Source organism: Flavobacterium sp. (assembly GCF_044373165.1).
Lineage (GTDB): Bacteria > Bacteroidota > Bacteroidia > Flavobacteriales > Flavobacteriaceae > Flavobacterium.
In genome coordinates this window covers 1-5,969 of sequence record NZ_JBILQL010000108.1, presented here as the reverse complement: position 1 = coordinate 5,969, position 5,969 = coordinate 1, and the positions used below count along the sequence as shown (strand labels likewise).

The following is a 5,969-nucleotide window of genomic DNA, read 5'->3' as shown; positions in this document are numbered from 1 at the left end:
AAAAAGCGCGTTTGAGCTACGAAAAACAATACCAAAACAAAGTGAGTTATTTCAAAGATATTTTCTCTAAATGTGGTTCAGGAACAGTAAACACTCGCGTTGATGAAAGTTATGTTACTAAACTATTGGGTTATTTTAAATCGAGATAAGAAAACATGAAAAATAAATTAGCCCTATTTTTATGCTTACTATCGATTTCTGTTTTCGCTCAGCCGAAAAAAGTAACGACTTCTATTGATACTACCAAAAACAAAATCGGCGCTGAGTTCAAACTGACATTAAAAACTGATGTTGATACGTTATCCAAAGTCAAATTCCCAGAAAACAAATTTTTCGGTGCTTTAGAAGTAATTGAATCGTATAAAGTAGATACCGTAAAAAAAGGCGATCGCTATGAATTGATTAAAAAATACGGGCTGACACAATTCGATTCGGGCAAATATACTATCCCGAGAATTCCGATTATTATTAATGGTAAAACTTTATATTCCGATAGCCTTGCGGTGGAAATCAATGATGTTAAAGTAGATACTTTAAAGCAAAAAATGTACGACATCAAAGACATTGCTTTGGTGAAAAATCCGCTGGGGAATTGGTGGATCTATTTGCTGGTTGTAATCGCACTTATCGGATTGGGTTTTTTGATTTTCTATTTCATAAAAAACCGAAAACCAAAAGCCAAAGCAGCAGTTGTCGTTTACAAAACACCTATCGAAAAAGCCACAACTTTACTGCAACAATTGGAAAGCAAAGAACTTTGGCAAAAAGGTGCTGTTAAAGATTACTATTCGGAATTGACTGATATTGTCCGCAATTACATCGAGGAAGAAATCAAAATTCCGGCCATGGAAAGTACTACTTCCGAATTGATCGAAGGATTGCGCAAAGCAGCCAAACAAAAAAAACTCAAGCTTTCCAACGATACGGTTGAAAATTTGGAAAAAGTACTCCAACAAGCCGACTTGGTTAAGTTTGCCAAAGTAAAACCGTTGGATTACGAAATTGAAGAAGACAAAAAACGCATATCTAACACCATCGTAACCATTCATAAATCGATTCCTGAAGTGGTGGAAACCGATGACGAGTTGGCGCTTTGGAACGAACAACAAAAAGAAAAAGCCCGATTGGAAAAACTAAAAAGAGAGAAACGCAAAAAAATCGCTATCATTGTTGGTAGCGCAGCATTTTTGATTTTAGGAACACTCGGTTTTTTCATTGCAACCAAAGGGTTTGACTATGTAAAAGACAACCTCATCGGCCACCCGACTAAAGAATTGTTGGAAGGCGAATGGGTGTACAGCCAATACGGAAATCCGGGTGTTAAAATAGAAACGCCAAAAGTTTTAATGCGACAGGATGCTTCTAAAATATTGCCGAAAAACGCTATGGCTTTGATCAAAGAAATGCAAATCTTTACCTATGGCAGTATGGTAGACGACTTTTATGTTGGCGTGTCCACCTCAACGTTTAAAGAAGAAACCAAAATCGATTTGGAACAAGCCGCAGAAGGCAGTATCAAAATATTCGAAAACCAAGGCGCCAGCAATATTTTGGTCAAAACCGAAGAATTCGACACCCAAAAAGGCATTAGCGGTCGCAAAGCCTACGGAACTTTATCGATGATAGATAAAATAAGCGGCAAATCGACCAAGATGTATTATGAAATTTTGATTTTCGCCCAAAGCAACGGCATCCAACAAATTACCATTTTGCAGCGCGAAGACGACCAATACGCTAAGAAAATAGGCGAACGTATGTTGAATTCGGTAGAACTAAAAACCGCACAGTAATGAAAGAGGTTAGCTTTTTAAATCCCGAGTTTTTCTGGTTGTTTTTATTACTTCCCGTGGCGATAGCTTGGCTTTTTTGGAAAGGAAAAAAATCGTCGGCTACGCTCAAAATAAGCTCTGTAAAAGGGTTTAAAGCGGAGCAATCTATCGCCGCTAAATTAAAACCGTATTTGTTCGTGTTGCGTTTGTTGGCTTTGAGTTCGTTAATCATTGCCATGGCGCGTCCGAGAAAAGTGGATATCAGCAGCCAAACCAAATCGACCAAAGGAGTTGATATAGTGATGGCGATTGACGTTTCCGGTAGTATGTTGGCCAAAGATTTGAAACCGAATCGCATGGAAGCCTTAAAAAAAGTGGCTTCTAATTTCGTGGAAGGCCGACCTAATGATCGCATCGGAATTGTGGTTTACGCCGCCGAAGCTTATACCAAAACACCGGTAACCAGTGATAAAGGAATCGTTCAGGACGCCATCAGAAGCATCAAATACGACAATGTGTTGCAAGACGGAACCGGAATCGGAATGGGATTGACCACCGCTGTCAATCGCTTAAAAGACAGCAAAGCGAAAAGCAAAGTCATTATTTTATTGACCGACGGAGTGAACAATGCTGGTTTTATTGAACCCGAAACGGCTTCGCAAATTGCTAAAGAATACGGCATTAAAGTTTACACCATCGGTATCGGAACCAACGGAGACGCAATGTTTCCCTATGCTTACGCTCCCGGCGGTGGCTTTTTGTTCCGCATGATGCCCGTAGAAATTGACGTGAATTTGCTGCAAACGATTGCCAAAAATACCGGCGGAAAATATTTCAGAGCCAACAACAACAGTAAATTGGAAGCCATTTATGCCGAAATCAACAAATTAGAAACCACCGAAATCCAAGAACTCAGGTTTTATGATTACGATGAAAAATACCGTCCGTTTGTTTGGATAGCCGGTTTGTTGCTTTTATTGGAACTGGCTTTGCGCAATACGGTTTACAGAAGCTTCATTTAAAAACACAAATAACAATGGCCAAATAACAAATAATATTCAAAATCAAAAATTCAAAATTTAAAACAGAAAAGTTTGGAAATTGAAATTTATAACATTGGTAATTATTTGATTTTTGGAAATTGACAGTTGAAATTTAAAAATATGTACGAGTTAGAAGAAAAAGGTTATTTGTATTTCTTGATTGCCATTCCGGTTTTGGCGATGCTTTTCTTGTATGTACAATACTGGAAACGGAAGAAACAACGCGAATTCGGCGACTTGGAGTTGATTAAAAAACTAAGTCCGGAAAAGTCGGTTTTCAAACCAATCTTAAAATTGGTCGTTGTCCTGTTAGCCTTAGCTTGTTTGATTATAGGATTGGTCAATCCGAAAATGGGAACCAAAATCGAAACCGTAAAACGTGAAGGCATTGACATTGTTTTTGCCGTTGACGTTTCCAAAAGTATGTTGGCCGAGGACGTTGCGCCGAGCCGTTTGGAGAAAAGCAAGCAATTGGTATCGCAAATCATCAACAATTTAGGCAGCGACCGCATCGGAATCATCGCCTATTCGGGCAGTGCTTTCCCGGTGTTGCCGATTACAACCGATTACAGCGTAGCCAAAATGTTCCTGCAAAGCATGAATCCGGGAATCATTTCGGCTCAAGGAACCTCCATTGATCAAGCCATCAATTTGGCGACCACTTTTGTAGACAAAAAAGACAAAACCAATAAACTGCTCATCATCATCAGCGACGGAGAAGACCATGCCGAAGGTTCGGTAGATGCGGCCGCAGAAGCCAAAAAGATTGGAATGAAAATCATTACCATAGGCGTAGGAAGTGAAAAAGGCGGACCTATTCCGTTAAAACGAAACGGCGTAGTAGAATCGTTCCAAAGAGACAAAAATGATGAAGTAGTCATTACCAAAAGAAATACCGAAATATTAAGAGCCATAGCCAAGGCTACCGGCGGCGGTTATGTAGACGGGAATTCGACCAAAGGTGTTTTAGACTACGTAAAAAATGCCTTAGACAACATCCAAAGAACGGAATTTGAAAGCACTCAGATGGCCGACTTTAAATCGCAGTTCCAATGTTTCTTAGGTTTTGCGTTTTTCTTGTTGTTTTTGGATATTTTCTTGTTGGAGAAAAAAACCAAATGGGTAGAAAAAATGAATCTGTTTAACGAGAAAAAATAATGAAAAAGATATTGCTTTACGGTTTACTCGTGACTTCTTTCATGGCGAAAGCCCAAGAAAAGGAAGCAGATAAAAATTTGCCTCAAGGCAACGAAGCTTTTGTCGAAAAAAAATACGCCGAAGCCGAAGCCGAATACCGTATATCGGAATCTAAAAACCAAAAAAAGGCGATTGCCTCATACAATTTGGGGAATGCTATTTACCGCCAAAACCAAGCTAACGAAGCCAAATACCATTTTGTAAAGGCCTTAAGTAATGCCAAAAACAAAACCGACAAACACCGCATTTACCATAATATCGGTAACATTTTAATGAAAGCCAAAGATTATTCCGGTGCGGTAGAAGCTTATAAAAATGCGTTGCGAAATAATCCGGCCGATGATGAAACCCGTTACAATTATGCTTTGGCGAAAAAGTTCTTAAAAGACAATCCGCCTAAGAAAAACGACGACAAGAGTAAAGACAAAAAGAACCAAAAAGAAGACCAGAAAAAGAACAAAGACCAGCAGGAGAATAAAGACAAAGACAAAGACAAAAACAAAGATCAAAAAGACCAAAACAACAAGAATCAAAATAAGGACAAAGACCAAAACGGCAACAAACCGCAACCGCAACCCGGCGGAGTTTCCAAACAGCGCTTGCAAAATTTGCTCGATGCCGTAAACAATGAAGAGAAAAAAGTTCAGGATAAAGTCAATAAACAAAAAGTAAGAGCCAACCCTGAAAAGGCCGAAAAAGACTGGTAATCAATTTGAAAATGATTTAATTTGAAGATTTGAAAATGAAAAGGTTCCTAATAATATTTCTTTTAATCACCAATGCGCTAATGGCCCAAGTACAATTTGAGGCCAAAGTGAGCAAAAATACCTTGGGCATCAACGAACGCCTTCGCATCGAATTCAATATGAATGCCGATGGGGATAATTTTGTGGCGCCTAATTTTGAAGCTTCCGGTTTTAGAGTAATCGGCGGACCTAGTCAGTCTGTTAGTCAATCTTGGATTAACGGAAAAAGTTCCTTTAACAAGTCTTATATCTATATTTTATTGCCGACTCAAAAAGGGCAATTGACAATCAAACAAGCGGCTATTGAAATCAACGGGCAAATCTACAAAACGTCACCGGTTAAAATTAACGTGACCAATGCCGTTGAAATTCCGAAAGATCCAAATGAAGCACCGGCTGTTAGTGCCGATGATAATATTTATTTGGTAGCCGATATATCCAAATCGAATCCGTACCTCAACGAACCGATTACAGTAGTATACAAATTGTATTTCAGCTATAACATCGGCATTTCGAACTGGCGAGAATTGAACAAACCCAAATACAACGATTTCTGGTCGCAAAACATCGATATCAAACAACTCAAAGCCGAAGAAGGCATGTTTAAAGGCGAACGCTATCGCTTTGTAGTTTTGCGAAAAACAGTATTGTATCCTCAAAAATCGGGCAAACTGGAAATCGAACCTTTATCACTCGATATTGATTGTCAAGTTCCTAGCAACCGTCGTAATTTTTGGGGACAACCTTTAATGGTAGAAGACAGCAAACGCGTTTCGGCAGGTAGCAAAATCATCAATGTCAGAGCTTTGCCGGAAAATGGCAAACCGGAAGATTTTTCAGGCGCTGTTGGCCAATTTGATTTCAAAGTAAAGCCTTCTAAAACTACTTTGAAGAACGGAGAATCATTAGATTTAACACTGAGTGTAATTGGTAAAGGAAATCTAAAACTGTTCTCGTTACCGAAGCCGGTAGTGCCAACTGCTTTGGAAATGTACGATCCGGTACACGAAGAAAATGTTTCAACACCATTGACCGGAATGACAGGGAGAATTACCGACAAATACACGATTATTCCGCAGTACAAAGGCAATTACCAAATCAAACCACTACGCTTCAGTTATTTCGATTTGACTTCCGGACGCTATAAAACCATCACTTCTGAGCCTATAACTATAAATGTTCTGGACGGTCCGAGTGTGGCTTCGGGAGAAAAA

At 39.2% G+C, this 5,969-nt stretch carries 5 protein-coding genes and 1 pseudogene; all 6 read left to right on the top strand.

Annotation, left to right across the window (positions count from 1 at the left end; all coding sequences use genetic code 11):
* A pseudogene (locus ACIQ32_RS11030) lies at positions 1–149 on the top strand (DUF58 domain-containing protein); the annotation flags it as partial.
* Positions 150–155: 6 nt separating this feature from the next.
* Positions 156–1,790: a hypothetical protein gene (locus ACIQ32_RS11025; RefSeq protein ID WP_396195745.1), complete on the top strand. Its 1,635-nt coding sequence runs from the start codon at positions 156–158 to the stop codon at positions 1,788–1,790.
* Positions 1,790–2,791, top strand: coding sequence for a VWA domain-containing protein (locus ACIQ32_RS11020; protein ID WP_396195744.1), 1,002 nt, complete (start codon positions 1,790–1,792; stop codon positions 2,789–2,791). The genes ACIQ32_RS11025 and ACIQ32_RS11020 overlap by 1 nt, the downstream gene beginning before the upstream one ends.
* Before the next feature lie 141 nt (positions 2,792–2,932).
* A complete protein-coding gene (locus ACIQ32_RS11015; protein ID WP_396195743.1) occupies positions 2,933–3,970 on the top strand; it encodes a VWA domain-containing protein in 1,038 nt (345 codons plus the stop codon).
* A complete protein-coding gene (locus ACIQ32_RS11010) occupies positions 3,970–4,716 on the top strand; it encodes a tetratricopeptide repeat protein (RefSeq protein WP_396195742.1) in 747 nt (248 codons plus the stop codon). Before ACIQ32_RS11015 ends, ACIQ32_RS11010 begins: the two co-directional genes overlap by 1 nt.
* 80 nt (positions 4,717–4,796) lie before the next feature.
* On the top strand, positions 4,797–5,969 hold a 1,173-nt coding region (locus ACIQ32_RS11005; RefSeq protein WP_396195741.1), incomplete at its 3' end, for a BatD family protein.